We start from the raw sequence: 24,997 nt of genomic DNA, 5'->3' as shown, positions 1-24,997 counted from the left end.
GGCAGGCCCAGGAAGACCGTCATTTCGCCTCGTACGCGGCCATCCGGGCGCGGACCTCCGCCGAGAAGAGCAGCGGGCCGACCGCGTCGGAGTGGGCCAGCCCCTCGGGGGTCAGCACCAGGGCGGGGCCCGTCCGGTCGAGCCAGCCGCGGGTGTCCAGCTCGGCCAGCTCGGCGGGGAAGTGCTCGTCCGGTCCGGCGCCGAACCGCGCCCGGTAGTCGGCGAGTTCGAGCCCGGAGGCCTGCAACAGCGACTGGATCAGGTGGCGGCGTCGGCTCTCGTCCCGGTTCATCGGGCGGCCGTGCTCGGCGTGCCGGAAGTCCTCGGTGGCCACGTACGCGTCGATGATGCCGCGGACCTCCGTCGCGTTGACCGCGTAGTCGAAGGAGTAGTGCAGCCGGGAGGTGTACGAGCGGGCGCCGCAGCCGAGACCGACCATGCCGTCGGTCTGGCAGGCGTACTCGCTCTCGCCCGCGGCGGGGGAGCCGAGCCGGCGGAACATCCGCATCGACACCTGCTCGTACCCGTTCGCCAGCAGGTGGTCGCGGCCGGTGCGGTAGAGGTCGAGGCGCTGGGCGTCCCAGCCGGCGCCGGACTCCTCGGCCGGCCGCCGGCCCAGGCCGGTCAGCGGCCGGACGTACAGAGGGTAGAGGTACAACTCCTCCGGCCGCCAGGCCAGGGCCGCGTCGAGCGAGCGCAGCCAGCTGGCCCGGGTCTGGCCGTCGATGCCGTAGATCAGGTCGATGTTGAGCACCGGGAAGCCGGCCGCCCGGATCCGGCCCAGCGCGGCCTCCACGGCGGCCCGTTTCTGCGGGCGGACGGCCGAGCGGGCCTCCTCGTCCAGGAAGGACTGGACGCCCAGGCTGAGCCGGGTGGTGCCGCGCTCGGCGAGCACCGCCAGCCGGTCGGCCGTCGAGGTGTCGGGGGAGGCCTCCACCGAGAGCGGCACCGCGCGCAGGTCGACACCCATCCGCTGCTCGGCGATGTCGCAGAGCCGTTCCAGCTCGGCGGCGGTGAGGTAGGTCGGGGTGCCGCCGCCGAAGGCCGCCAGCGCGAACCGGGCGTCCTCGTCGAGCGCCTGACGGACGGCGCCGGCCTGCCGCTCCAGCGCGTCCAGGTAGGCGGTGGTCAGGCCCTCGGGGCTGCCGATCCTGGTGAAGAGGTTGCAGAAGCCGCAGCGCACCTCGCAGAACGGGATGTGCAGGTAGAGCGAGAGCGCGTGCTGCGGCTCGCCCGCCCACAGCCCGTCCAGCGCCGGGCGCTCGGGCAACGGCCGGTAGGCGGTCTTGTGCGGGTACGCGTAGACGTACGACTGGTACGGCCGCGGCGCCTCGACGGCGGTGCTCATGCGGTGGGCCCTTCGGCGGCGGGGAGGGTGAAGTGGGCGTAGGGGACGGTCCAGACCACCTCGTGGCCGATCCGGTGGCCGGTGTACCCGTCCTCCCCGTACGCGGTGCCGTGGTCGGAGCAGACGATCGCGAAGCACGGGCGGCGGCGGCTCATCGCGGTGAACAGCCGGCCGATGTGCGCGTCCACGTACTCCAGCGCGGCGGCGTGGCTGGCCCGGGTGTCGCCGCTCTCCCGGGTGGCGCCGGGCAGGTGGAACCAGTTCGGCTGGTGCAGTGCGGAGACGTTGAGGAAGAGGAACAGCGGCCGGCCGTCCGGCTGTTCGGCGGCGACCCGCTCGGCCCGGGCGACCTGGGCCTCGAACGAGGTCGGCGAGGGCACGCCCATCTCCGGCTCCCAGTGGCTCTCCTGGAACAGGCCGGGCAGCACCGAGCCCAGCGGGCCCTGCTTGTTGAAGAAGCCGACCCCGCCGATGCAGACCGTCCGGTAGCCGGCGGCGGCCAGCGCGGACGGCAGGTCGGCGGTGTCGAAGACCCAGGTGCGCCGCTCGGTGGTCTCCGACCCGGCGAACCGGGCCGCGAACAGCCGCGGGTGCGGCCCGTCCGGGCTCGCCGGGGTCGGCAGGAAGCCGGCCAGGATCGCCTGGTGGGCGGCGTAGGTGAAGCTGCCGGGGGAGTGCCGGCGCTCCCAGCGGCCGCCGGGCAGCACCGCGGCCAGGTGCGGGATCCGCCCGGCGGCGGCGAGCTCCTCGGCCACGTCGAAGCGCAGCGTGTCGAGGGTGACCAGGAGCAGGTCGTGGCTGCCGACCACCTGGTTCATGTCGGGTGTCCGAGGGGTCATCGCGAAGCTCCGGTCGGTGGTGCGTGGTGGTGCCGGTCGGCGAGCAGGGCGGCGATCTGGGCGCCGTAGGTGTCCAGGCCCTCGGCCGGACCGCCCGGCAGGCCGGTGAGGCCGGGCAGCAGGTCGCCGAAGGCGTTCACCTCGCCGACCAGGCCGCGCCGCCAGCCCGCCACCGGCAGCAGGTCGACGCCGACCATCGGGGAACGGGGGAAACAGGCCGCGGCCCGCTCGGCGGTCTCCAGCAGGCCGGGCCAGGCCGGGCCGGCCGCCGCGCGGACGAGCCCGGTGTCCCCCCGGGCGCCGCCGAGGTGCAGGTTGGTCATCGGGTGGGTGCTGGTGCGCACCACGACGTGGGTCGCCCGGCCGGCGACCACCACCACCCGCAGGTCGGCGGCGCGGCCGCCCTGGGACGCCTTGGGCACCCACTGCTCGACGTGCAGCCCGTCCGGCGCGAGCAGGTCGACCAGGGCCGCGATCTCGGACGGGGACCGGTAGCGGCGCACCCGCAGCGAGTTGTGCAGCCGCCCGTCCGCCGACTCGACCGAGGTGGTCGCCAGGACCTGCCCGCGGGGACCGAACTCCAGCGCCACCACCCCGGAGGCCGAGGACCCGTGGGCGGGCTTGAGGAACACCCGGCGCAGCCCGGCCGCGGAGAGCCGTTCCGTCAGCTCGGCCCAGCCGGCGGGGCTCGGGCCCGGCAGGGCGCGTGGCACCGGTACCCCGGATCCGGCCAGCAACCGGTGCGTGCGGCGCTTGTCGAACATCACGGCGATCTCGTCGGGATCCCCCAGCAGCCGGGCCCCCGGCGCGGCCCGGACCGCCCCGGCCACCCGGTCGAGCGCGGCCGTCAGCCCCGCGTACCAGGCCGCGCCGCCCTCCACCCGGGTCGGCGCCCAGCCGTCGCCGAGCGCGGGCCCGCGCAGCAGCCGGTCGACCGTCCCGTCCTCGCCGGGGGACTCGATCCGCAGCAGTGTGCCGGGCGCGATCCGGTGGGAGCCGCGCAGCACGTCCCGCCAGGGCAGGACGGCCGGCTCGGGCAGCCCGGCGGCGCGGGCCGCGGCGGCGAACAGGGTGACCCGCCGGTGGCCCGGGTTGCCGAGAACGGCCAGTGCGGGTGCGGGTGCGGGTGCAGGGGGTGTGGGGGGTGCGGGGTGTGCCATCGGGGTGTGCCCGCTACTCGGCCACGGCCACGTAGCGGTCCTCCTCGTCCTCGTCGTCGTCCGACTCCGCCAGATCGAGCTTCACCCCGGCCAGGGCCTCCTGGAGGCGCTCGCGCACCGGCTCGGAGAGGAAGCTGTGGTGCAGGTCCAGTGACTGCAGGTGGGTCAGCGGCTGGCCCTCCAGCAGCGCGCCGACGCCCTCGTCCGTCAGGACGCCCATGGCCAGGCTGAGGTGCTCCAGCCGGGCGACCACCGGGGCGTGGGCGACGGCGGCGGCGATCTCGTCCTGGATCTCGGAGTTCTCCAGCCCCAGGCGGCGCAGGGTCGGGAAGCGCACCCCGTCGAGGATCGGCGCCAGGTCGCCGACGGACGCGCCGCCGCCGTACTCCTCCACGCCGAGCCACAGCTCCAGCTCGGCGAGCGCGGGCAGGTCGCTCGCGCCGACGGCGGCCACCACGGCCGGGCTCAGGCCGCCCGACTCGAACCGCAGGGAGCGCAGCGCGGGGTGCCGGACCGGTTCGAGCGCGAGGCCGGCGTTCCCACGCACCACCAGGCGCTCCAGGGCGGGGAAGGCGGTCAGCGCGCCGGTCACGTCGCACATCCGGAGCCAGGAGATCTCGCACTCCTCGGACGTGACGTCGCCGAGGAACAGCGCCCGCAGTCCGGGCAGCCGACCGGCACCGTCGAGCAGGGCGGCCATCGCCGGGGCGAGCCCGTCGTAGCCGCCGGCCCACCAGGGGCCGATCACCACGGCCCGCACCCGGGAGGTGTCCACGGCGGCCAGGAAGTCGGCCCAGAGCCGCTCGAAGCCGTGCCCCGCGTCGTACGGGACGGCGATCCGCCAGGCCACCGCGTCGGGCTCGGGCAGGTCGGTGTGGCCGGTGTGGCCGGTGGTGAAGTCGAACACCGGCAGACCGTGGAAGGTCCGGACGTGACGGCCGACGGACATGCGCTGCTCCTCGGTGCGGCGGCGGGAGGGGACGACCTGTCTACCAGGCCCGGGCGACGGCGGCGCGCCCGGGCGAGGACGGCCGGAGGATCACTCGGAGACCGCCACGTACCGCCACCGCTCGTCCGGCCGGCCGGCCTCGGAGAGGTCGACCCGCACGCCGGGCAGGGCCTCGGCGAGACGCTGCTGCATCTGCTCGCCGAGGTAGTGGTGGTGCAGGTCCAGCGACTGCAGGTGGGTCAGCGGCTGGCCCTCCAGCAGGGCGCCGGCGCCCTCGTCGGTCAGCATCCCCATCGACAGGCCGAGGTGTTCCAGCCGGGCCACCACCGGGGCCTGCGCGGCGGCCGCGGCGATCGCGTCCTGGGCGAGGCTGTCGAGCAGGCCGAGCCGGCGCAGCGCGGGCAGCCGCACGCCGTCCAGGATCGGGGCGAGGTCCTCCAGGGTGGCGTCGCCGCCGTACTGGTCGACGCCGAGCCAGAGTTCCAGCTCCTCCAGCGCGGGGAGGTCGCAGGCGCCGACGGCTCGGACCACCGAGCCGGGCAGGCCGCCGGACTCGATCCGCAGCACCCGCAGCGCCGCGTGGCGGACCGGCTCCACCGACAGGCCGCCCTTGCCGTCCCAGTCCTGGCCGGCGCCGCGGACCACCAGCTCCTCCAGCGCCGGGAAGGCCGTCAGGAACGGGGTCACGTCGGACTGCTGGATCCAGGAGATCTCGCACTCCTCGAAGGTGACCTCGCCGAAGAACAGCGCCCGCAGCGCCGGCAGCCGCCCGGCGCTCTCCGCGATCAGGCGGACGGTGGCCTCCGCGGGCTCCTGGTCCTCCTGCCACCAGGCGCCGACCACGACCGCGCGCACCCGGTCGGTGTCCACCGTGTCGAGGAACTGCCGCCAGCGCTGCTCGAAGGTCTCCTCGGAGTCGTACTCCAGGCCGATCTTCCAGGCGACCGCGGCCGCGTCGGGCAGCTCCGCCCCCTCGTCCAGCGCGGGGACGAGGCCGAAGACCGGGAGGCCGTGGAAGTGCTCGATGTGCTGGGAGATGGCCATGCGCTGCTCCTGTGGCTGGGCGGGGTCGGACCTGTCTACCAGGCCGCGCCGACAGCCGTGCGACCGGGCGATGCCCACCGGCGGGTCACCCGCGCCGGCGCCGCGCCCGCGGCCCGGGCCGGACGGGTTGTCAGACCCCCGCCCTAGCGTTCGGGACGGGCGTCCGACACCGCGTCGGACCGACCGCGGGAGGCCTGATGTACCGCCAGGGTGACGTGCTGATCGTGCCGGTCGCGGAGGGCGCCGTGCCCTCCGTGGTGGCGGGGCTGGCGGCGCAGCCGCGCGACCCGCGGGGCCGGCTGGTGCTGGCCCTCGGCGAGGTGACCGGCCACGCGCACGCCGTGGTCGGCCCGGGCGAACTGCGCCGGGAGACCGGCCCGTTCGGCACCGCGTGGCTGCGGCTGCCCGAGGGCGGCCGGGTGGTGCACGAGGAGCACGCGGTGATCGTGCTGCCCAAGGGCTGGTACCGGGTGGTGCGCCAGCGCGAGTACACCCCGGGCGCCGTCCGGGTCGTGGCGGACTGAGCGGCCGGTACCCGGCGAGACGGAACGGAGAGTTCGATGGTGGTTCAGCAACTGTCCTCGCCCCGCGAGGCGGTGGCCCGCTGGCGCGGGGTCGCGGCGGGCACCGGCCGGTCAGACCGGCCCGCGGTCGAGCGGGCGGTGGGCGCGGCCTACCGGGCGGCGGGCCTGGCCGAGCCCTCGGCCGTGGTGTGGTTCGGCTCGCCGCTGGAGGCGGTGCTCGCCGCGCTGGCGCTGCGCGGCACCACTCCCGAGGGCCTGCCGACCGCCCCGGCGCGGGCCCTGCCGGGCGGGGCCGGCGGCGCGGTGAGCGTCCGGGAGGCGGTGCGGACCCGGCCGTGGGAGGCCGCCCGGCAGCGGGTGCACAGCGAGCTGGGCGCCGCCGGCTGGGCGGAGCTCTGGGCGCTGACCGGTGGCGAGCTGTGGCCGCAGACCCGCGCGCTGTCCGGCCGGATCCGGGACGCGGTGCTCGACCGGCTGGCGCCCGCCCCGGCCGAGGACGACGAGCAGGAGGTGCGGGACGGCGCCCGCACCGCCCGGGCGGCCGTCCGCCTCGCCCTGCTGGACGCGGTGCTCGGCCCGCAGGACGCCCCGTGGCTGGCGGCCTTCGACGCGGTCGGCACCCTCGGCGCCCTGGAGCCGCTGGCCGAGATCGCGGCGGGTGCCGGCTGGTGGTGGCCGTACGAGGAGGTGGCGCTGGTCTGCGAGCGTCCCACCGAACTGCACCGCGACGAGGCCGGCCGCCTGGACCGGGCGGACGGCCCCGCGCTGGCCTACCCGGACGGCTTCGCGCTGCACGCCTGGCGCGGGATGCCGGTCCCGCCGGACTTCCTGGACGGCCTGGCCGACGTCACCCCGGAGCGGATCCGCGGCGAGGAGAACGCCGAGCTGCGCCGGGTGATGCTGGAGCACTACGGCTACGAGCGCTACCTGGCCGACTCCGGCGCCGAGCCGCTGCACCGGGACGGGACCGGGGTGCTGTGGCGGATCCAGCTGCCGGACGACGAGCCGGTGGTGATGGTGGAGGTGGTGAACTCCACCGCCGAGCCGGACGGCACCTTCCGCACCTACTGGCTGCGGGTGCCGCCGGGCACCCGGACCGCCCGGGCCGGGGTGGCCTGGACGTTCGGCGTCGCCGAGGCCGACTACCGGCCGCAGCGCGAGACCTGACCGGCGGGCCGTTGTCAAGGGTGCGGCCACCTGATTCGCCGTCCGGCCGACCTGTGCGGATTGATAGGAATTCGCCGAGACTCACCCACTGGTTCGCAGGTCACCGGCGTTGATATACCTCGGACGCAAAGGACGGGAGAGGTGTGCGGCCTCCCCTTGGACATGCGACGAACCAGGTGGTGATGGGCAGTGAAGCTCCTCCGTGTGGGCCCTGCGGGCGCCGAGCGTCCGGTGGTGCTCGGCCGGGACGGCACCGCGTACGACCTCTCCGGCCGGACCGCGGACATCGACGGCGCCTTCCTCGCCGCCCTGGACCCGGCCGCGCTGGCCGCCGCCGTGGAGGCCGGCGAGCTGCCGCGGACGGACCTCGCGGGGCGGCGGATCGGCGCCCCGGTGGCCCGGCCCGGCAAGGTGGTCGGCATCGGCCTGAACTACCGCGACCACGCCGCCGAGGCGGGCGCCCGACTGCCCGAGGAACCGGTGCTCTTCCTCAAACCGAGCAACACCGTGGTCGGCCCCGACGACGAGGTGCTGGTGCCCCGCGGCAGCGAGAAGACCGACTACGAGGTGGAGCTGGCCGTGGTGGTCGGCCGCACCGCCCGGTACCTGGAGGACCACCGGGAGGCCGCCGCGGTGATCGCCGGCTACGCGGCGGTCAACGACGTCACCGAGCGGGCCTTCCAGTTCGAGCGCGGCGGCCAGTGGGACAAGGGCAAGTCGGCCGAGACCTTCACCCCGCTCGGCCCCTGGCTGGTCACGCCCGACGAGGTCGGCGACCCGCAGGCGCTCGGGCTCAGGCTCTGGGTGAACGGGCGGCTGCGGCAGAACGGCACCACCGCCGAGATGGTCTTCCCGGTGCTGGAGATCGTCCGCTACCTGTCGTGGTTCATGGTGCTCGAACCGGGCGACGTGATCATCACCGGCACCCCGGCCGGCGTGACGCTGGGCCACCCCGGCACGCCGTTCCTGCGCCCCGCCGACGTGGTCGAGCTGGAGGTCGACGGTCTCGGCCGGCAGCGGCAGGTGCTCGGCAAGGCCTGATCACCGTCCGACCGCGGCCCGACCGCACCTCCGGCGGCAGAACCGCCGCGTCCCGGCCCGGGCACGGGGCCGGGCCGTCGCCGCGGACCCCCGGGGCCGACCACCCGCAGCGGTCAGCCGGGCCCCGGCGCGCCGAGGTCCCGCAGCCGCGCCATCAGCGCGTCCGCCGACCCGCCCGGCGGCTCCAGCTCCAGCAGCCCGGCCAGCATCCGGGCCGTCTGCGGATCGTGGCCGGCGGTGGCCGCGCTCATCGCCACGAACTGGTCGACCAGCCAGTCCCGGAGCGAGTCCGGCGGGATCTGGCGCCCCTCGTCCAGCCAGCTCAGCGCCGAGGCCTCCACCACCGAGATCCACGACCGCACCAGCAGGGTCAGCCGCGGCCCGGCGTCCCGCACCCCGAGGTGACGCAGCGTGCGCCTGAGCGCCGCCCGGCGCACGTCGTCGACGATCGCCGAGGTCCGTGCCGTCTCCACCACCGAGCCGCCGCGCAGCAACGCGCCGTAGCCGGCGTCGTGGTCGGCGACGAACGCGAAGTACCGGTCCAGCACCGCCGCCAGCTGCTCGGTCGGGGTGCCCCGGGAGGGCACCCGGAAGCGGCTGGTGAGCTCCTCCGCCGCGGTGCGCAGCGCGGCCTCGTACAGCTGCTGCTTGCCGCCCGCGAAGTACCGGTAGACCAGCGGTCGGGAGGCTCCGGCGGCCTCGGCGACGTCGTCCAGGGTGACCTCCTCCGGCGGACGCGAGCCGAACAGCGCCAGGGCGACGGCGATCAGCTGCTCCCGGCGTTGTTGCACGGGCAGCCGGCGGTAGCCGGCCCGCCGCGGCCGCTCCCCGTCCGGGCCGGCGGCGGGAGCCGCGCCGCGGACGGGGCCGGAGGAGCCGGCCGGGGCGGTGGGAGGTGCTGTGGGCGCTGCCATGCCGGTCAGCGTAGTGCGCCGGGGCCGGTTGCGGAGGGGGCCGGAGCGGGCGATCAGGACCCGCCCGGCCCGGCGGGTCGCCGGCCGGCGGTGCGGCCCGCCGCCGCATCATGTGACAGAGCGTCACGCGGTCCGGGCGGAGGAGCGGTGCTATGCGGAGGTCCGGGCGGCGCCGGGCCGGACGGGCGGTGCGGGTCGTGCGCGACCGGGCCGGGCCGGCCCTGCGGGCGGTGTGGCGGTGGATCCGGGCGGCGCCCGGGACGTACGTGTGGCTGCTGCTGCTGGCGATCACCAGTCTGATCGTCACCACGATGGAACCCAGCAGCCTGGACTGGTTCCTCGCCCGGCGCAGCACCAACCTCGACCAGCTCCGCAGCCGTCCGGTCCGTGCCCTGGTGGCCAGCGCGATCTGGACCGAACAGGCCGACTTCTTCTTCTACTTCGTGGTCTTCAACCTCGTCCACGTCCCGGTCGAGCGGTGGCTGGGCACGGCCCGCTGGCTCACCGTCGCGCTCACCGCGCACGTCCTGGCCACCCTGATCTCGGAGGGCGTGGTCGCCCTGGGCGTCGGCACCGGGCGGCTGCCGGCCAGCATGGCGGACACCGTGGACGTCGGGGTGTCCTACGCCCTCGCCGGGGTGGAGGGGGTGCTCACCTACCGCTTCGCCGGCCGCTGGCGGCTGCTGTACGGCGGCGCCCTGATCGGCTTCTACCTGGTGCCGCTGGTGGTGTCGCACACCTTCACCGACCTCGGGCACTTCTGCTCCGTCCTGATCGGCCTGGCCTTCCACCCGTTCACCGTCGGCCGTCCCACCTGGGATCCGGCCGTGGCCTGGCGGTCGTGGCGCGGCCGGCGGCGCTGACCGGACCGGCCGTCAGCCCGCCACCGCCGGAAGCACTCCCGGGCAACCCCGAGGCGGGAAGGTCTTGAAATTGCCACCGGCTGCGAAAGGATGGCCGGATGGCTGATGAACTGATCACCTCAAACGAGAACGGCCCCACCCCGCGCCGTATCGCCGACGCCTATGTGCACGCCCTCGCCGATCTCGATCCGCTGACCGCGATCTACCTCGGGCTGAACCTGGAGGACGACCGGCTCCCCGACCTCTCCCCGGCCGGCAGCGACGCGCTCGCCGACCTCGCCCGCCGCACCCTGGCCGACCTCGACGCCGTGGAGGCCACCGGCGGCCTCGACGACACCGAGCTGCGCTGCGCCCGGCTGCTGCGCGAGCGGCTGACCGCCGAGCTCGCCGTGCACGAGGCCGGCGAGCACCTGCGCTCGCTGCGCAACCTGGGCTCCCCGGTGCACAACGTCCGCGAGGCCTTCACCCTGATGCCCTCCGGGACGGAGCAGGAGTGGCGGATCATCGGCCGCCGGCTGGCCCGGGTGCCGCTCGCGGTGCAGCAGTACCGGGAGAGCCTGGCCGCGGGCGCCGAGCGCGGCCTGCTGTCCGGCCCGCGCCAGATCACCACGGTGATCGGCCAGCTCGACGAGTGGGTGGCCGGGGACGTCCCCGGCGGCTGGTTCGGCGGCTTCGTCCAGGACGCGCCGGAGCAGCTCGCCGAGGAGCTGTCCGCCGCCGCGGTGGCGGCCACCGCCGCGCTGGCCGAGTTCCGCGGCTGGCTCGCCGAGGTCTACGCGCCGGCCGCCGCCGGGACGCCCGACCAGGTCGGCCGCGAGCGCTACGCCCGCTGGGTCCGCTACTGGACCGGCGCCGACCTGGACCTGGACGAGGCGTACCGGTGGGCCTGGGGCCAGTTCCACGACCTGGCGGCGCAGATGCGGGTGGAGGCCGAGAAGGTCCGTCCGGGTGCCACTCCGATGGAAGCCATGAAGTGGCTGGAGACTGACGGCCCGGCGATCAAGGGCGCCGAGGAGGCCCGCGAGTACCTGCAAGGCCTGATGGACCAGGCGATCAACGACCTCCAGGGCACCCACTTCGACCTGGCCGACCCGCTGGTCGAGGTCGAGTCCCGGCTCGCGCCGGCCGGCAGCGCCGCCGCGCCGTACTACACCGGCCCCTCGCTGGACTTCTCCCGCCCCGGCAGGACCTGGCTGCCGACGCTCGGCCGGGACTCCTTCCCGGTCTGGGACCTGGTCTCCACCTGGTACCACGAGGGTGTCCCCGGCCACCACCTGCAGATCGCGCAGTGGACGTACGTCGCCGACCGGCTCTCCACGTACCAGGTCACCCTGGGCGGCGTGAGCGCCAACCTGGAGGGCTGGGCGCTGTACGCGGAGCGCCTCATGGACGAGCTCGGCTACCTGACCGACCCCGGCCACCGGCTCGGCTACCTCAACGCCCAGATGATGCGGGCGCTGCGGGTCATCGTCGACATCGGCATGCACGTCGGGCTCGACTTCCCGGCGGACTCCCCGTTCAAGCCCGGCCTGCCGGTGCTGCCGGACGACGCCCGGGAGTTCTTCGGCCAGTACTGCGGGCTGTCGACGGACTTCCTGGACAGCGAGCTGATCCGCTACCTCGGACTGCCGGGCCAGGCGATCGGGTACAAGCTGGGCGAGCGGGCCTGGCTCCAGGGCCGGGCCAACGCCCGGGCCGCGGCCGAGGGGCGCGGCGAGGAGTTCGACCTCAAGGCCTGGCACATGGCGGCGCTCTCGCAGGGCTCGCTCGGTCTGGACGACCTGGTCGCGGAGCTCAGCGCGCTGTGACGCAGTCGACGGGCCGCCCCGGCACCTTCCGGTGCCGCCGGGGCGGCCCGTCGCGCGTTCCGGGCCCGTGGTGTCCCGGGTTCGTGTCCCGGGTCGGCCCGGCGCGTACCCGGTGGGGCCGGGACCGGAACTAGGACTATGGTCCCAAAAATAGACATTCTCTATCAAAACCAGATAAATCGCCTTGCCCATCGCCCGTCCGAGAGCTTCCCTGGTAAGGAGCGCTGCGCGCGCCCAAGCCCAGTTCCCTCCGGAAGGCGGCCCACGGTGTCCTCTCAGCCCACCCCAGACGTCCAGGCGGCGGACCCACGCCGCTGGTGGGCGCTGGCAGTGATCGCGATCGCCCAGCTGATGATCGTCCTCGACGCGACCATCGTGAACATCGCGCTGCCGTCGGCGCAGCAGGACCTGGGCATATCCGACGGCAACCGACAATGGGTGATCACCGCCTACACGCTCGCCTTCGGCGGCCTGCTGCTCCTCGGCGGCCGGATCGGTGACCTCTTCGGCCGCAAACGGACCTTCACCATCGGCCTGCTCGGCTTCGCCGCGGCCTCCGCGCTCGGCGGCTTCGCCGCCGGCCCGATGATGCTCTTCGCGGCCCGGGCCCTCCAGGGCGCCTTCGGTGCCCTGCTCGCGCCCTCGGCGCTGGGCCTGCTCTCCAACACCTTCACCAACCCCCGCGAGCGCGCGACGGCCTTCGGCATCTTCGGCGCGATCGCCGGTGCCGGCGCGGGCATCGGCCTGATCGCGGGCGGCCTGCTCACCGAGTACCTGGACTGGCGCTGGTGCCTGTTCGTCAACGTCCCCGTCTCGATCGCGGCCGCCGTCGGCGCCTCCTACATGCTCAAGCGCGACCACATCGACAAGAGCCACCGGATCAGGCTCGACCTGCCGGGCGCGTTCCTGGGCTGCGGCGGCCTGCTGGCCATCGTCTTCGGCACGTCGGAGGCGGAGTCCCGCGGCTGGAGCGACTGGCTGGTGCTGACCTGCCTGCTGGGCGGCGTGGCCCTGCTGGCGATCTTCACCCTGGTCGAACGGCGCACCCCGCACGCGCTGCTGCCGACGCACATCGTCGCCGACCGCAACCGCGGCGGCGCGGCGCTGTCGGTCGGCCTGGCGGTGGTCGGGATGTTCGGCCTCTTCCTGTTCCTGACCTACTACCTCCAGGTCGTGAAGCACTACTCGCCGGTGATGGCGGGCGTCGCCTTCCTCCCGATGGTCGGCGCGATCATCATCAGCTCGACCGGTATCGCGGCCCGGCTGATGACCCGGATCCCGTCCCGCAACCTGATCGTCCCGGGCCTGCTGCTGGCCGCCGGCGGCATGGCCTGGCTGACCCAGATGAAGGTCGACAGCCCGTACGGCACCATGGTGCTCCCCGCCGAGATCCTGCTCGGACTCGGTATGGGACTGGTGTTCATGCCCTCGATGAGCCTGGCCACCCTCGGGGTCGCGCCCAACGAGGTCGGTGCCGCCTCCGCCACCATCAACTCGTCCCAGCAGGTCGGCGGTTCGATCGGGATCGCGCTGCTGAACACGATCGCGGCGAGCGTGACCACCACGTACCTGGCCTCCCGCGACGCGGCCGATCCACTGGTCCAGGCGCAGGGCGCGGTGCACGGCTACGCCGTCGCCACGGCGGTGGCGATGGGCATCCTGTTGGCCGCGGCGGTCATCGCGTTCCTGCTGATCGACCACCGGCCGGCCCCCGGCGAGGCCACCGGGCAGGACGCCGAGTCCACGGCGCACGTGCTCGCCTGAGCCGCGCCCGTCCCGGCCCGCGGCTGCCCGCGCCCCCGTCCCGGGGTGCGCCCCGCCCGGATCACGCCCCGGGCGGGGCGCTACGGTGATCTTGCGTGAGCGGCCCGGCCCGCGCCGATTCTCACGTGTCTCCCAGGGGTGAATCACACTTCTCCCAGCCCGGCAGCCCATATTTTGAATGTACGCGGCGCACCGGCCGTGACATGCGAGGACCGGCGGCGCCGACGCGCACACCGGGCAGGAGTGGGGAGAGTTGATGGCCAGTCAGGGGAAGCGGCGCCGGCGGCGGGTGAACCGGCCGGTCGCCGTGACCGCCGCGATCGCCGTGGGCCTGGCCGGGGCGATCGCCGGCGCCGGCACGCTGGCCGCCAGGGCGACCACCTCCGGCCGGCACCAGACGGCCACCGCGGCCGCCTCCGCCGATCTCTCCGCGGACGCGGCCCAGGCGTCGCCCCCGCCGACGGCCACCCCCTCCGCCGAGGCCCCCGGAGAGGTGCCGGGCACCACGGACCCGGCCCCGCGCTCCGTCACCATCCCTTCCACGGGCACCGACCACACCGGGGAGAAGGCCACCCTCTACCGCGGCGACGGCAGCACCGACACCGCGCAGGCCGGGGACGAGGCCGACCGGGTCGGCGCGCTCTTCGCCGGCTCGATCGCCGCCGGCCACCACTCCTGCACGGCGAGCGTCATCCACAGCGACAGCAGGGACCTGATCCTCACCGCCGCCCACTGCGTCTCCGGCGCGAGCGGCCTGCACTTCGTCCCCGGCTACCGCGACGGCAAGGCACCGCACGGCAGTTGGCAGGTGCTCAAGGTGTTCACCACCGAGGGCTGGGACGAGGACGGGGACGCCGACCAGGACTACGCCGTCCTCCAGGTCGCGCCACTGGGCGGCCGCGAGATCGAGGACGTGGTCGGCGGCAACACCCTGGGCCTGGACGCCTCCGCCACCACCAGGGTCCGGCTGTACGGCTACCCCGACGAATCCGAGGCGCCGATCCTGTGCGCCAACGCCACCACCCGGCAGAGCGCCCACCAGCGCCGCATCGACTGCCCCTCGTTCCCCGGCGGCACCAGCGGCGGCCCCTGGATCGACGCCACCGACGGCCGGGTGATCGGCGTCATCGGCGGCTACCAGCAGGGCGGCGACAGCGACGACACCTCGTACAGCGCCACCTTCGACAAGACCGTCGGCGACCTCTACCGCAGGGCCGTGGCCGCCGCCGCGCCGCCCGCGCCAGCCGCCGCGTCCCCGGCCGCCACCCCGGCGGGGTGAGACCGGGCCGCGCCCGGCCCGTCGGCCGCGGACCGGCCGATCGCCCGGAGCCAGGCCGCCCGCCAGGCGCCGACCGCGTGGTCCGGCTGACCACAGGCGCGGACGTAGGAGACCAGCAGCGCCTCCGAGGGCATCCGCACCCCGGCCAGGACGTCCGCCAGCGTGCTGCGCGGTAGCGGCCCCAGCCCCCGGCTGCGCGCCCGGTCCTGCAACTCTCGCAGCGACGGCCGGCCGGCCGTCAGCCGCAGCCGGTGCATCGCCTCCAGCAGGTGCGCGGGCTCGTAGACGAACTCCAGCCGCCGCCCCCGGGGCGCCGGACCCGGCGTCGGTGGCCGCGGCCGGTCGCGCCCGCCGCCCGTTCGGACCGCCGCCCGCTCCCACCGCAGCCGGGCCTCCCGGCGGGACGCCCCGCAGGCGGCCGCGTACGCCTCCACCACGGTGCGGCGCGGCAGTTGGGTGCCGCCGTCGGCCCGGGAGAGCGTCACCGCGGAACAGCCGTGCCGGCCGATCAGCTCGGCCATCTGCCGGTACGTCAGCCCCGCGGTGCGTCGCAGCGACCGCAGCCACTGGGCCAGTTCGTAGTGCGGGGCCGACTCTGCCACGGAGTCCTTGCTGCGCCCCACCGGACTCCTCCTGTCCAGCTCGGAGGCCGCGCGGCGCGCGGCCGACGATTCAGTGTCACGGCGATCGGGAGCCGGCGGCCGGTCACGGAGTGGTAAATACCGTGCGGCGCGGAGCCGGCGGGAAACTGGTCGTGCACGTTCCGCAATGCCCTGCCGCAGTTCTCCGGCAGGCCCGTCCACGCTAGGTGGGGGCATGAGCTGAGGTCAATGGCATTTGCCCTATCTTTACGGATCGGCGGATGTCGAAAGCGACCGTCCGGATCGCTCTGATTCAATGCGTCCGGAATCCGGTGGAAACAATTCCGGCGGCTGACCCCGCGCTTTCCTCCCCGGGGTGGGGCGGCTGCGAAGCCGCCGTCCGGGAAGGGACCGCCGGACGGCGCTTGCGCAAGTATTCCGGGCCTGTTGGCATTGCTGCGTACCGCGGAAGGATTACCCGAACTCTTCGGAGGAATGTCATGACGGACACGTCGAGCAGCAATTTCGAGATCCTCGTCGAGCTGATCAAGGACGTAAAGCCGGGCCTCGGTGACCGGGTCGTCGAACCGGCCGACTCCGTGGTCGAGGAGCTCGGCCTCGACTCGCTCGACCTGCTCCAGCTCAGCCGGAAAATCACCCGCCGGCTCGGCGCCGACTTCGACCTCGACGCCTGGAACGAGGGAGCGGAGAAGCACAACCGGAGCGTCGAATCCATTCTCGCCGTGATCGGGGCGGACGCGAGTGTCTGACGCCACCCGCACCGGAACGGCCTCGGCCGGGCCCCGGGTCGCCCTGGTCACCGGCGGCTCGCGCGGCATCGGCGCGGCGATCGCCCGCCGGCTGGCCGCCGACGGCCTGACGGTCCACCTGGTCCACCGCACGGCGAGCGGCGCCGGGGAGGCCGTCGCGAAGGAGATCGAGGCGGCCGGCGGCCGGGCGCACGCGCACCGCGCGGACGTCTCCGACGAGGCCCAGGTACGGGCCCTGGTCGACCGGGTGCTCGACCGGGAGGGCGCCCTGCACGTCCTGGTGAACAACGCGGCGGTGATCGACGACCGGCTGCTCGCACTGACCAGCACCGCCCAGTGGGAGGGCGTCCTGCGCACCAACCTCACCGGGCCCTTCCTCACCAGCCGCGCGGTGCTCCCGGCGATGCTGGACCAGGGCTGGGGCCGCATCGTCAACATCTCCTCCAACTCGGTCCGCATCCCCGGCCCCGGGCAGACCGCCTACGCGGCCTCCAAGGGCGGCCTGGAGGCGCTCACCCGCGGCCTGGCGATGGAGGTCGGCCGCAAGGGCATCCGGATCAACACCGTCGCCCCCGGCAAGGTGCGCACCGAGATGACCGACGCGGTCGCCGACCAGCTCGGCACGGACGGCTCCGGCACCCGCTGGGGCCTGCCCGAGGACGTCTCCGGCCTGGTGGCCTTCCTGGCCGGCGACGAGGCCGACTACATCCAGGGCCAGACCTTCACCGTGGACGGCGGCCGGCTGGTCATGCGCGCCGCCCGCACCAGGACCTGACGGGGGAGCCGTGGGCGACGTGAAGTACTGGGAGGACCTCGCCGAGGCCCCCGTCCGCCGGTTCGGCCCGGTGGTCTTCGGCAGCGACCTGCTCGACCGACTGCTCGACCTGATGGGCGAGAAGCACCCCGTGCACGACAGCGACAGCTTCGCCGAGGGCACCGACCGCCGGCGGCGGATCGTGCCCGGCGGATTCATCCACTCGATCACCTCGGGCTGGGTCGTCCGGCACGGCTCGCCCGCCGCGATCGTCGGCATGCGCACGCTCGGCTGGGACTTCGTCCGGCCGCTCTACCCGGACACGCCGTTCTGGTTCACCACCAGCACCGACCGGGCGGTCGAGATCGACGACCGGCTCGGCCTGGTGGACACCACCCGCCGGGTCTTCGACGAGGACGGCCGGACCCACGCGATCGGCCGGATGGGCGTGCTGATCCTGCGCCGCGCCGCCGCACCGACCACCACCACGACCAAGGGGGAGAACTGATGGGAAGCCCGTACCAGCCGCTGAAGGGCCGGGTGGCCCTGGTCACCGGAGGCTCGCGCGGCATCGGCGCCGGCATCAGCCGCAAGCTGGCCGACTGGGGAGCCACCCTCGCCGTCAACTACGTCGACCGCGAGGGCCCGGCCAAGGAGCTCGCCGCCGAACTGGCCGACCGCGGCACCACGGTCAGCCTGCACCGCGCCGACCTCGGCGAGCCCGAGGCGATCGAGGACCTGATGCGGGAGATCGGTGAACGCCACGGCGGCCTGAACATCCTGGTCGCGAACGCCGCCGCCACCAAGTTCAGCAGCCTGGAGCACGCCACCCTCGGCCAGTGGCAGTTCGTCCAGGACACCAACGCCCGGGCCACCTGGCTGCTGGCCAAGTACGCCCTCCCGCTGATGCGCGACCGCGAGGGCGCCCGGTTCATCACCATCACCAACTCCACCACCACCCGGATCATCCCCCGGGCCGGGCTGTTCGCGGCCGCCAAGGCCGCCCTGGAGTCGCTCACCGAGTACCTCTCGTACGAGCTCGCGCCGTACGGCATCGTCGCCAACTGCGTGCGCCCCGGTCTGGTGCAGACCGGCGTCTTCAACGTCCGGCCCGACTTCGCCCACGGCGTGCGGCACGAGCAGTCCGTCTCGCCCTGGCCGGGCGACCGGATGACCACCTCCGAGAACAGCGGTGACGTGGTCGCCATGCTCTGCCTCGACGAGGCCGAGTGGATCGCCGGCCAGACCATCACCGTCGACGGCGGCTACCGCCTGTGGGGCGGCGTCAGCGGCGGTGGCAAGCGTGCCGAGTGACCGCACCCGGGCGGCCGCCCCGCTGGTCGTCACCGGCACCGGGACGATCTCCCCGGCCGGCCTCGGCCCGGCCCGGCTGTGGGAGGCGATGGCCGCGGGCAAGGCCTTCTTCGGCACCGGGGACGGCCGCGGCGGCCGCACCCCCGCCCTGCCCTGGCCGATCGCGGCCGTGGACCGGTCCGAGATCGACTGGCCCGCGGGCGAACCGTGGGTCGACAACCGCAAGTACGCCAACCTGGCCGCGCACTGGGCGGTCGCGGTCGCCCTGCAGGCCCTGGAACGGTCCGGCCGGGCCACCGCCGAGGACGCGCCGCGCGGCGGCACCGTCATCGCGGTGGGCAGCGGCGGCGACGAACTGGCCGAGGTGATCCCCCGGCTCGCGGCCCTCGCCGAACACGACCCCCGACCGCTCGCCAAGCTGCTCTACGACGAGGTCCCGGACTACTCCTACATCCGCGGCATCCCCTCCCAGATGGGCCAGTTCGTCTCGATGGCCAGCGGCTTCCGCGGCTCCAACGTCGCCGCGTACGGCGAGACCGGCGCGGGCGGACTCGGCGCCCTCTCGCTCGCCGTCCGGCTGCTGGAGAGCGGCGAACTGGACCGCGTCCTGGTGGTGGGCGTGGCACCGCCGATGTCCGTCACCGCGATGGCCGCCTTCGACCAGGACGAGCCGTTCGGCACCGCCGCCGAGGCCGGCCGCGGTCCCTTCGACGCCGACCGGGCCGGCACCCTGATCGGCCAGGGCGCGGCGGCCCTGATGCTGGAACGCGCCGACACCGCCCGGGCCCGCGGCGTCCGCCCGCTCGCCGGCCTGCTCGCCTGCGAGACGATCGCCGCGGCCGACCGCCGCACCGCGACCGCCGCCGCCCTGGGCTCCGCCCTCGACCGGGCCGGGCGCGCCCCCGACCTGTGGTGGGCGCACGGCGCCGGTTCCGGGCCGCTCGACCGGGAGGAGTGCGAGGCCGTCCTGCCGGCGGTCGGCGGCGTCCCGGCCACCTCCAGCAAGGGCACCGTCGGCAACGCCTTCGAGTGCTCCGCCCTGATCGACGCCGCCCTGACGGTGGAGACCCTCGGCCGGGGCCGGCTGCCCCAGGTCGGACTGCTGCGCCGCACCGACCCGGCGCTCGGCCCGCTGGACGCCGTCCTCGACCGGCCCAGGACGGTGCCCGACGCGACCACCGCGCTGGTCACCGCACTCAACCACGGCCGGGGCGCGGCCGCCGCCGGCGCGCTCGTGCTCACCAGGGGAGAGAGCCGATGAACGGTCAGATCGTGATCACCGGCATGGGCGTGGTCACCCCGATCGGCGCCACCGTCGAGTCCTTCTGGGAGGCCAACCTGGCCGGCCGCTCCGGCGTGGTGCCGGAGGACCGGATGGACGTCACCGGGCTGCCCTGCGGCTGGGTGGCGGGCATCATCCCGGAGGAGGTCAAGGAGGACATCAAGGCCCGCCACGGCGCGCCCGACCGCTCGTGGGGCGACACCCTGATGCACGACGCCGTCGACCAGGCGCTCACCGACGCCCGGTTCTCCGGCCGCCCCGACGGCCCCGCCGGACTGGTCTGGGCCCGGGTCTGGCCCGGCCCCAGCGGCTCCTTCCCGCAGGACTACGCCCGGCACATGACCGATCTCGCGGTCCGCCAGCGGGAGGTCGGCAACGAACCGGCCGCCGTCCTGCGCCACCTGCGCGGGCGCAGCCTCCCGCTGGAGGTCGGCGACCTCTCCGCGTTCCCCCGGGAGATCTCCGAACGGCTCGGCACCCCCGTGGTGCCGGCCCGGCTGGAGGCCACCTGCTCGGGCGGGCTGCGGGCGATCGCCGAAGCCGTCCGGATGCTCCGCTCGGGCCGGGTGGAGTTCGCGGTGGTCTCCGCGGCGGTCTCCCGGAACACCCCCTACGTGCTCTCCCAGTACGGCCAGTTGATGGCACTGTCGCGCTGGAAGGGCGACCCCGGGCAGTCGTCGATGCCGTTCGACCGGCGCCGCTCCGGCATGGTCATCAACGAGTCGGCGGGCGCGCTGGTCCTGGAGACCGCCGAGCACGCCGCCCGGCGCGGGGTCGACCGGGTGCACGCGGTCGTCGGCGGCTGGGGACTCGCGGTGGACACCGCCCACATCACCGCACCCCGGGTGGAGATGATCGAACGGGTCATGCGCACCGCCATCGAGGAGTCCGGCACCACCCCCGACGGCATCGACACCGTCAACGCCCACGGCACCTCCACCCGGCTCAACGACGTCACCGAGGCCCGCGCCCTGCACCGGGTCTTCGGCGAACGGATGGCCGAACTCCCGGTCAGCGCGGTCAAGTCGCTCACCGGGCACGGCTCCGCCGCCTCCGGCGTGGTCGAGTCGGTGGCCGCGGCGCTCACCCTCTGCCGGGGTGTCGTCCCGCCGGTGGTGACCTGCACCGAACCCGACCCGGCCTGCGACGTCAGGACCTCGCCGACCCCGCTGCGGCAGCCGGTCCGCACGGTGCTGAAGAACTCCTTCGGATTCGGCGGCCAGTACGCCTCGATGGTGTTCCTGCGCCCCGAGCGGCCGAGGCCGGCCCCCGCGGCCGACCCGGCCTGAGGAAGGGGCACCGAGCAGGTGGACGACCTGTACACCGTGGAGCTCGACCCCGTCGGCCCGCACCTGGCGACCGTGGTCTGGCTGCACGGCCTGGGCCAGGACGCCGACACCCTGGTGCCGGTGGCCCGCCGGCTCGGCCTGCCCGGGGCGGGCGTGCGCGGGGTCTTCCCGCGCGCGCCCGCGCTCGCCGCCGGCCAGGTCACCGGCGGCCCGGCCCGTGCCTGGTACGACCAGCGCGTCTTCACCCTCGACCGGCTCGACCTCGACGGGCTGTTCGCCGCGGAACAGCGGCTGACCGCCCTGCTGCGGGCCGAGACCGACCGGATCGGCCCCGGCCGCACCGTCCTGGCCGGCTTCTCGCAGGGCGCCACCACCGCACTCGCGGTGGCCCTGCGCCACCCCGGCCGGCTGGCCGGCCTCGCCCTCTACGCGGGATTCCTGCCCGAGGTCCTCGAACCGGTGCTGGCCGCGACCCGATCGCCCGCCGCCGCCCGGCTGCCGGTCTGGCTCGGCCACGGCGTCGAGGACTGGGTGGTGCCGGTCACCACCGGCGAGCGGCTGCGCGACACCCTCACCGGCTGGGGCCATCCGGTCAGCTGGCAGCGCTACCGGGCCGGCCACCGGCCGTTCGCCGGGGTGACGGCCTCGCTGCCGCGTTTCCTCGGCCGGACCCTCGGCATCGAGCGGCTCCAATCGGTCCCGGTGCGGCGGCGGCCGGGTCCGCCGCCGGGCGGCCGGTGATCCCGGCCGCCCGTCCGCGTCCCCCACCGCCGACCACCGCGTCCCCCACCGCCGACCACCTCCCCCGAGAAAGGGGCGGACCCTTGCCGTCCGAGACCCCGCACCGATCCGGCCGCGCCGACGCGGTGGCCTGGACCCCGTCCGAGCCCCCGGTACCGTCCGGCCTCGGCGCACCGTCCGAGACGCTGTCGCCGGTGGCCCTGCTGACCCGGATCCTGGCCCTCCCCGGGACGTCGCCCGCCGCACCGCGCCGCGACCCGGCCGCCGACCCGCCACCGGGACGGCCCGCACTCGCGCTGGTCTTCCCCGGCCAGGGCGCCCAACGGCCCGGGATGGGCGCACCGTGGCGCGACACGGCAGCCTGGCAGACCGTCCAACGGCTCTCCGAGAGCTGCGGCCAGGACCTCGCCGACCTGCTGCTGGACGCCGACGCCGACCGGCTGCGGCGCCCGGACAACGCCCAACTGGCCACCTTAACCCTGGAGATGGTCATGCTCCGCGCCCTGCGCGAGAGCGCCCCCGGCCGGCGCTTCGCCGCCTGCGCGGGTCACAGCCTCGGCGAGTACGCGGCCCTGGTCGCGGCCGGGGTCCTGACGCCCGAGGACGCCGTCCGGGTGGTCGCCGAACGCGGAGCGGCGATGGCCGAGGCCGCCGACCGCGTCCCCGGCGCCATGGCCGCCCTGATCGGCCCGGGCGCCGCGGCCACCGCCGAGCGGCTCACCGCCGACCTGCGCGCCACCGCGGCGGCGCAGGTCTGGGTGGCCAACTACAACGCGCCCGGCCAGGTCGTGGTCTCGGGCACCCCGGCCGCCGTCGCGGCGCTCGCGGAGCGAGCTGCCGAGGCGGGCCTGCGGACGGCCGAGCTCGCCGTCGCGGGCGCCTTCCACACCCCGCTGATGGCCCCGGCCCGCCCCCGGCTGGCGGCCGCGCTCGCCCGGGTGCCGACGCGCCCCGCGCACTGCCCCGTGGTGGCCAACGTCGACGGCCGCGCCCACCTGCACCACCCCGAGCGCTGGCGGGCCCGGGCCCTGCGCCAACTCACCTCCCCGGTCCGGTGGGAGGGCTCGCAGCGCACCCTGGCCAGGCTGCTGCGCGGCCGGGCCCACCCGGTCGAACTCGGCCCCGGCCGGGTGCTGGCCGGACTGTGGACGCGGACGGTGCCCGACCAGCCGGCCCGCTCGGCGGCGACGCCCGAGCAGCTGCACGCGCTGACGGCCGCCCGGCTGCCCTGAGCGCGGAGCTCGGGCCGCCCCTCGGTCACGGCGCCGGGGCGGTGGCCGGGGCCGGACGGCCTGGGCCGGGTGCGTCCGGGCCGGCCGGTCCGCCGAACATCTCTGCCAGGAGCGCGAGTTCACCGTCGATCGCCGTCAGCGCGGCCCATGCGGCCCATCCGGCCGACGCAGGGGCTGCGGACTCCGGGCGCGGCCCCGCCCCCGGCGCGCCGGCGGGCGCGAGGGCCGCAGCCCGGTACGGCGCTCCCGGCTGCCCGCCGATCGCCCTGCGGACCGCGGCCAGGTTGGCCCGTACCGCGCCGACCGCGGCCGCCACGTCCGGATCCGCCGCCACTCCCGGATCCTCGACGACTCCCCGGCCCGCCGGGGCCGCCGGCCGCGCCCAGCACCGGACCAGCGTCCGGGCCGGTTCGGCGCAGCGCCGCACCGCGTCCACGGCGTCCGCCGGCTGTGGCCGGCCCGGTCCCAGCCGGGCGGCCACCCGCCGCTGCACCCGTAACGGGCCCGCGATCAGCAGCAGTTGCTCCAACCGGTACTCGAACCGGGCGAGGCCCCTGCGCAGCGCCCGCTGGTCCTGCCGGTCGGTCGCGAGCAGGTCGCCGAGGGCAGCCAGTGCCTCCGCGGTGCGCCGCCGCAGCACGTCCCGGGTGCGCACCGGGAGGATCAGCCAGGACGCGGCGATGCCCAGCGCCGCCCCTGCCCCGATCCCCGCCAGCCGGGTGCGCAGCAGGTCGTCGGCGCTCTCCCCGAACCAGCCGTAGAGCAGCGAGAGCACGGCGGTCACGCAACCGGCCCAGTAGGCGTAGCTCCACTCCCGCAGCCAGGTGGCGACGGCGAGCACGGTGAAGATCAGCACGACGGAGGCGTTCGCGTGCGGGCCGAAGGAACCGGCGACGGCCGTGGCGACCACGGTGCCGAGGGCGGCGCCGCCCGTCCGCTGCGCGCCCTTGAGCAGGACGTCGCCGCGTCCCCGGGCGCCGCTGCACACGATGAACGCGGTGAGCACCACCCAACTCCAGTGGTCCGGCCAGACGTTGCGGCCGACCGCGAAGGCCGCGGCGAGGGCGACCGCCATCTGCAGCGCCATCCTGGTACCGGCCGCCGGCCGGTGGCGCCCGCCGCCGCTGCGGGCTCCCGGGGCCGCGGCGGGCGTAGGTTTGGGCGTAGGTGCGGGTACGGGCGCGGGTGCGGGCGTGGCGGGGCGGGCCCGCGGCCGTTCGAGGATCCCGGCGCGGACGGCCGCCGCGGCGAGCGCCGCGCCCCACCCGCCGGCGATCAGTGCGACCAGCCCGACCCACAGGGTGCGGTCGTGTCCGGGCAGGTGCCCGGCGGGCGCCCGGACGACCAGGATCGAGATCAGCGGGAGCACCGCCAGCGTCCCCGCCCGGGTCGCCCGCGGGCCGAACCTGCGGACCCAGATGGATCCGCCGACGCCCGCCACGAACAGGGCGTCGGCGGGATCCGGGTGGGAGGCCATCAGCCGGGAAAGCTCGGCGGCGGCCATCGCGGCGGCGGGCAGCACGGCGAGTCCCAGCAGCCGGTCCACCCGGTCGGCGGCGCGCTGGACCCGCGCCGAGGTGGCCGCCAACACCACCGCCTGGATCACGATGTCGACCCGCAGGTGGGCGAGGTGCTCCAGCAGCAGCGCCGATCCGTAGGTGGCCAGGACCGCGGCCATCGCCACTGCGGTGGCCCGAAGGTGGTGGAGCCGTTGATCGAAAAAGATTCGCATCGCTGACCGTCCATGCCTGTCGCGGGGCGCCATGAGCGCGATAGCTACCGACTTCGGCCGAGATTTCGTGGTTTCCCACCGCCAGGATAGTAAGTGATAGCGTAGCAATGTGACGAACGAGCAGCCGACGCCACTGTCCGATCCGCCGCCCGGCGACCTGACCGGGGCCGCCGCCGAAGTGCGGCAGGGCGCCACCCGGCTGGCCCGCAGACTGCGGGCCGAGCGCTCGCCCGAGGGGCTGAGCCTCAACAAGCTGAGCGTGCTCGGGCACCTGCGCCGGCACGGTTCGATGTCCGCCGGCGCGCTCGCCGCAGCCGACCACCAGCAGCCGCAGTCGCTCACCCGGGTCTTCGCCGAGCTCGAACGAGACGGCCTGGTGACCCGGGTCCGCGACCTGCGGGACCGCCGGGCGTCCGTCCTCGAACTCACCGTCGCGGGCCGGGACGTGCTCACCCGCGACATGGCCGAACGCGACACCTGGCTCGCCGTCGCCCTCGCCGAACTCAGCGACACCGAACGGCAGGTGCTGGTCCTGGCCGCCCGGCTGATGGACCGGCTGGCCGACTCCGACCCGCCCTGCGCCGCCGGTTAGGCCCTGTCCG

24 protein-coding genes are annotated in these 24,997 nt (G+C 75.3%); 16 read left to right on the top strand and 8 right to left on the bottom strand.

Annotated elements, in window-relative coordinates:
• Positions 1–19: 19 nt before the first annotated feature.
• From ACIOFR_RS12705 to ACIOFR_RS12685, 5 genes are all read right to left on the bottom strand, one after another.
• Complete coding sequence (locus ACIOFR_RS12705) at positions 20–1,348, bottom strand: STM4012 family radical SAM protein (RefSeq protein ID WP_400995594.1); 1,329 nt, start codon at positions 1,346–1,348, stop codon at positions 20–22.
• Positions 1,345–2,166: an STM4013/SEN3800 family hydrolase gene (locus ACIOFR_RS12700; protein WP_400995849.1), complete on the bottom strand. Its 822-nt coding sequence runs from the start codon at positions 2,164–2,166 to the stop codon at positions 1,345–1,347. The genes ACIOFR_RS12705 and ACIOFR_RS12700 overlap by 4 nt, the downstream gene beginning before the upstream one ends.
• 17 nt (positions 2,167–2,183) lie before the next feature.
• A complete protein-coding gene (locus ACIOFR_RS12695; protein WP_400995592.1) occupies positions 2,184–3,347 on the bottom strand; it encodes an STM4014 family protein in 1,164 nt (387 codons plus the stop codon).
• A gap of 13 nt (positions 3,348–3,360) precedes the next feature.
• Complete coding sequence (locus ACIOFR_RS12690) at positions 3,361–4,296, bottom strand: STM4015 family protein (protein ID WP_400995590.1); 936 nt, start codon at positions 4,294–4,296, stop codon at positions 3,361–3,363.
• A 90-nt stretch (positions 4,297–4,386) separates the two neighbouring features.
• The gene (locus ACIOFR_RS12685) at positions 4,387–5,340 is read right to left on the bottom strand and encodes an STM4015 family protein (RefSeq protein ID WP_400995587.1); all 954 of its coding nucleotides are present in this window, start codon (positions 5,338–5,340) and stop codon (positions 4,387–4,389) included.
• A gap of 197 nt (positions 5,341–5,537) precedes the next feature.
• On the opposite strand from ACIOFR_RS12685, the gene ACIOFR_RS12680 reads away from it, so the two are divergent.
• From ACIOFR_RS12680 to ACIOFR_RS12670, 3 genes are all read left to right on the top strand, one after another.
• Positions 5,538–5,864: a hypothetical protein gene (locus tag ACIOFR_RS12680; protein WP_400995585.1), complete on the top strand. Its 327-nt coding sequence runs from the start codon at positions 5,538–5,540 to the stop codon at positions 5,862–5,864.
• 36 nt (positions 5,865–5,900) lie between these two features.
• Positions 5,901–7,031 (top strand): DUF6745 domain-containing protein, encoded by a 1,131-nt coding sequence (locus tag ACIOFR_RS12675; RefSeq protein WP_400995583.1) that lies wholly within the window; start codon positions 5,901–5,903, stop codon positions 7,029–7,031.
• A 189-nt stretch (positions 7,032–7,220) separates the two neighbouring features.
• A complete protein-coding gene (locus ACIOFR_RS12670) occupies positions 7,221–8,072 on the top strand; it encodes a fumarylacetoacetate hydrolase family protein (protein WP_400995581.1) in 852 nt (283 codons plus the stop codon).
• Between the two features lie 113 nt (positions 8,073–8,185).
• Here the strand turns inward: ACIOFR_RS12670 and ACIOFR_RS12665 are convergent, their stop codons facing one another.
• Entirely contained in the window at positions 8,186–8,986 is an 801-nt protein-coding gene (locus tag ACIOFR_RS12665; protein ID WP_400995577.1) for a TetR/AcrR family transcriptional regulator, read from the bottom strand.
• 152 nt (positions 8,987–9,138) lie between these two features.
• Between ACIOFR_RS12665 and ACIOFR_RS12660 the strand changes: the two genes are divergently transcribed.
• The 4 genes from ACIOFR_RS12660 to ACIOFR_RS12645 all read left to right on the top strand — a co-directional run bounded on the left by ACIOFR_RS12660 (position 9,139) and on the right by ACIOFR_RS12645 (position 14,700).
• On the top strand, positions 9,139–9,849 hold the full coding sequence (locus ACIOFR_RS12660) for a rhomboid-like protein (RefSeq protein ID WP_400995574.1): 711 nt from the start codon (positions 9,139–9,141) through the stop codon (positions 9,847–9,849).
• Between the two features lie 98 nt (positions 9,850–9,947).
• Positions 9,948–11,657 (top strand): DUF885 domain-containing protein, encoded by a 1,710-nt coding sequence (locus ACIOFR_RS12655; protein WP_400995572.1) that lies wholly within the window; start codon positions 9,948–9,950, stop codon positions 11,655–11,657.
• A 267-nt stretch (positions 11,658–11,924) separates the two neighbouring features.
• Positions 11,925–13,421, top strand: coding sequence for an MFS transporter (locus tag ACIOFR_RS12650; RefSeq protein ID WP_400995570.1), 1,497 nt, complete (start codon positions 11,925–11,927; stop codon positions 13,419–13,421).
• Between the two features lie 256 nt (positions 13,422–13,677).
• The gene (locus ACIOFR_RS12645; protein WP_400995568.1) at positions 13,678–14,700 is read left to right on the top strand and encodes a trypsin-like serine peptidase; all 1,023 of its coding nucleotides are present in this window, start codon (positions 13,678–13,680) and stop codon (positions 14,698–14,700) included.
• On the opposite strand, the gene ACIOFR_RS12640 is transcribed toward ACIOFR_RS12645, so the two are convergent.
• Positions 14,625–15,323 carry a helix-turn-helix domain-containing protein gene (locus ACIOFR_RS12640; protein ID WP_400995566.1) on the bottom strand — a complete coding sequence of 233 codons (699 nt, stop codon included), beginning with the start codon at positions 15,321–15,323 and terminating at the stop codon, positions 14,625–14,627. The two genes, ACIOFR_RS12645 and ACIOFR_RS12640, sit on opposite strands and share 76 nt — an antisense overlap.
• Before the next feature lie 458 nt (positions 15,324–15,781).
• On the opposite strand from ACIOFR_RS12640, the gene ACIOFR_RS12635 reads away from it, so the two are divergent.
• The 8 genes from ACIOFR_RS12635 to ACIOFR_RS12600 all read left to right on the top strand — a co-directional run bounded on the left by ACIOFR_RS12635 (position 15,782) and on the right by ACIOFR_RS12600 (position 22,663).
• Complete coding sequence (locus tag ACIOFR_RS12635; protein ID WP_400995564.1) at positions 15,782–16,051, top strand: phosphopantetheine-binding protein; 270 nt, start codon at positions 15,782–15,784, stop codon at positions 16,049–16,051.
• Positions 16,044–16,826: an SDR family NAD(P)-dependent oxidoreductase gene (locus tag ACIOFR_RS12630; RefSeq protein WP_400995561.1), complete on the top strand. Its 783-nt coding sequence runs from the start codon at positions 16,044–16,046 to the stop codon at positions 16,824–16,826. The genes ACIOFR_RS12635 and ACIOFR_RS12630 overlap by 8 nt, the downstream gene beginning before the upstream one ends.
• A 10-nt stretch (positions 16,827–16,836) precedes the next feature.
• Positions 16,837–17,313, top strand: a complete 477-nt coding sequence (locus tag ACIOFR_RS12625) for a hypothetical protein (RefSeq protein WP_400995559.1) — start codon at positions 16,837–16,839, stop codon at positions 17,311–17,313.
• On the top strand, positions 17,313–18,119 hold the full coding sequence (locus ACIOFR_RS12620) for an SDR family NAD(P)-dependent oxidoreductase (RefSeq protein ID WP_400995557.1): 807 nt from the start codon (positions 17,313–17,315) through the stop codon (positions 18,117–18,119). The genes ACIOFR_RS12625 and ACIOFR_RS12620 overlap by 1 nt, the downstream gene beginning before the upstream one ends.
• A complete protein-coding gene (locus tag ACIOFR_RS12615) occupies positions 18,109–19,380 on the top strand; it encodes a beta-ketoacyl synthase N-terminal-like domain-containing protein (RefSeq protein WP_400995554.1) in 1,272 nt (423 codons plus the stop codon). The genes ACIOFR_RS12620 and ACIOFR_RS12615 overlap by 11 nt, the downstream gene beginning before the upstream one ends.
• On the top strand, positions 19,377–20,690 hold the full coding sequence (locus ACIOFR_RS12610; protein WP_400995551.1) for a beta-ketoacyl-[acyl-carrier-protein] synthase family protein: 1,314 nt from the start codon (positions 19,377–19,379) through the stop codon (positions 20,688–20,690). The genes ACIOFR_RS12615 and ACIOFR_RS12610 overlap by 4 nt, the downstream gene beginning before the upstream one ends.
• Before the next feature lie 18 nt (positions 20,691–20,708).
• The gene (locus tag ACIOFR_RS12605; protein ID WP_400995548.1) at positions 20,709–21,431 is read left to right on the top strand and encodes an alpha/beta hydrolase; all 723 of its coding nucleotides are present in this window, start codon (positions 20,709–20,711) and stop codon (positions 21,429–21,431) included.
• 83 nt (positions 21,432–21,514) lie between these two features.
• Complete coding sequence (locus ACIOFR_RS12600) at positions 21,515–22,663, top strand: ACP S-malonyltransferase (protein ID WP_400995546.1); 1,149 nt, start codon at positions 21,515–21,517, stop codon at positions 22,661–22,663.
• A 25-nt stretch (positions 22,664–22,688) separates the two neighbouring features.
• On the opposite strand, the gene ACIOFR_RS12595 is transcribed toward ACIOFR_RS12600, so the two are convergent.
• The gene (locus ACIOFR_RS12595; protein ID WP_400995543.1) at positions 22,689–24,395 is read right to left on the bottom strand and encodes an FUSC family protein; all 1,707 of its coding nucleotides are present in this window, start codon (positions 24,393–24,395) and stop codon (positions 22,689–22,691) included.
• Between the two features lie 109 nt (positions 24,396–24,504).
• Here ACIOFR_RS12595 and ACIOFR_RS12590 point away from each other — a divergent pair, with 109 nt between their 5' ends.
• Positions 24,505–24,987: a MarR family winged helix-turn-helix transcriptional regulator gene (locus ACIOFR_RS12590; protein WP_400995540.1), complete on the top strand. Its 483-nt coding sequence runs from the start codon at positions 24,505–24,507 to the stop codon at positions 24,985–24,987.
• The last annotated feature ends 10 nt before the right edge of the window (positions 24,988–24,997 follow it).

Source organism: Kitasatospora sp. NPDC088346 (assembly GCF_044740765.1).
GTDB lineage: Bacteria > Actinomycetota > Actinomycetes > Streptomycetales > Streptomycetaceae > Kitasatospora.
The sequence above is the reverse complement of the archived record's forward strand: the minus strand, read 5'-3'. Positions and strand labels throughout refer to the sequence as shown.

Excerpts from the sequence above, each read along its gene's own strand:
- ACIOFR_RS12705 (WP_400995594.1), bottom strand. The coding sequence starts at position 1,348 with ATGAGCACCGCCGTCGAGGCGCCGCGGCCGTACCAGTCGTACGTCTAC.
- ACIOFR_RS12700 (WP_400995849.1), bottom strand. The coding sequence starts at position 2,166 with ATGAACCAGGTGGTCGGCAGCCACGACCTGCTCCTGGTCACCCTCGAC.
- ACIOFR_RS12695 (WP_400995592.1), bottom strand. The coding sequence starts at position 3,347 with ATGGCACACCCCGCACCCCCCACACCCCCTGCACCCGCACCCGCACCC.
- ACIOFR_RS12690 (WP_400995590.1), bottom strand. The coding sequence starts at position 4,296 with ATGTCCGTCGGCCGTCACGTCCGGACCTTCCACGGTCTGCCGGTGTTC.
- ACIOFR_RS12685 (WP_400995587.1), bottom strand. The coding sequence starts at position 5,340 with ATGGCCATCTCCCAGCACATCGAGCACTTCCACGGCCTCCCGGTCTTC.
- ACIOFR_RS12680 (WP_400995585.1), top strand. The coding sequence starts at position 5,538 with ATGTACCGCCAGGGTGACGTGCTGATCGTGCCGGTCGCGGAGGGCGCC.
- ACIOFR_RS12675 (WP_400995583.1), top strand. The coding sequence starts at position 5,901 with ATGGTGGTTCAGCAACTGTCCTCGCCCCGCGAGGCGGTGGCCCGCTGG.
- ACIOFR_RS12665 (WP_400995577.1), bottom strand. The coding sequence starts at position 8,986 with ATGGCAGCGCCCACAGCACCTCCCACCGCCCCGGCCGGCTCCTCCGGC.
- ACIOFR_RS12660 (WP_400995574.1), top strand. The coding sequence starts at position 9,139 with ATGCGGAGGTCCGGGCGGCGCCGGGCCGGACGGGCGGTGCGGGTCGTG.
- ACIOFR_RS12655 (WP_400995572.1), top strand. The coding sequence starts at position 9,948 with ATGGCTGATGAACTGATCACCTCAAACGAGAACGGCCCCACCCCGCGC.
- ACIOFR_RS12645 (WP_400995568.1), top strand. The coding sequence starts at position 13,678 with ATGGCCAGTCAGGGGAAGCGGCGCCGGCGGCGGGTGAACCGGCCGGTC.
- ACIOFR_RS12635 (WP_400995564.1), top strand. The coding sequence starts at position 15,782 with ATGACGGACACGTCGAGCAGCAATTTCGAGATCCTCGTCGAGCTGATC.
- ACIOFR_RS12620 (WP_400995557.1), top strand. The coding sequence starts at position 17,313 with ATGGGAAGCCCGTACCAGCCGCTGAAGGGCCGGGTGGCCCTGGTCACC.
- ACIOFR_RS12610 (WP_400995551.1), top strand. The coding sequence starts at position 19,377 with ATGAACGGTCAGATCGTGATCACCGGCATGGGCGTGGTCACCCCGATC.
- ACIOFR_RS12595 (WP_400995543.1), bottom strand. The coding sequence starts at position 24,395 with ATGCGAATCTTTTTCGATCAACGGCTCCACCACCTTCGGGCCACCGCA.